The organism is Pseudomonas sp. SIMBA_068, assembly GCF_046534705.1.
Lineage (GTDB): Bacteria > Pseudomonadota > Gammaproteobacteria > Pseudomonadales > Pseudomonadaceae > Aquipseudomonas > Aquipseudomonas putida.
The window spans coordinates 1-237 of record NZ_JAWRYI010001602.1 but is presented as its reverse complement, the minus strand read 5'-3'; the positions used below and the strand labels follow the sequence as shown (position 1 = coordinate 237).

Sequence of the window (237 nt, the reverse complement as noted above, 5' to 3'; positions counted from 1 at the left end):
CAATAACAGGCCATTGGCCCGCTCACGCAGCGCGGGGATTCTGGCTTCGCTGACGCGGGAACCAGCAATGATGCCCGCGTTAAAGCGCGCCTGCGCAAGACCTACCACACGCAAGGCATCGCGCTCAATTTGCGCCTGATGCTGGTTTTTCTCCGCCAGTGTCTGAACCTGACTGGCTGCCCGCGCCACGTCATTCACCGCTTCAACCACCGCTTTGTTGTAGCTGGCGATAGACAA

The 237-nt window shown here is 59.5% G+C and carries 1 pseudogene; it reads right to left on the bottom strand.

The window, feature by feature from the left end:
- A pseudogene (locus tag SB756_RS35120) lies at positions 1-237 on the bottom strand (hypothetical protein); the annotation flags it as partial.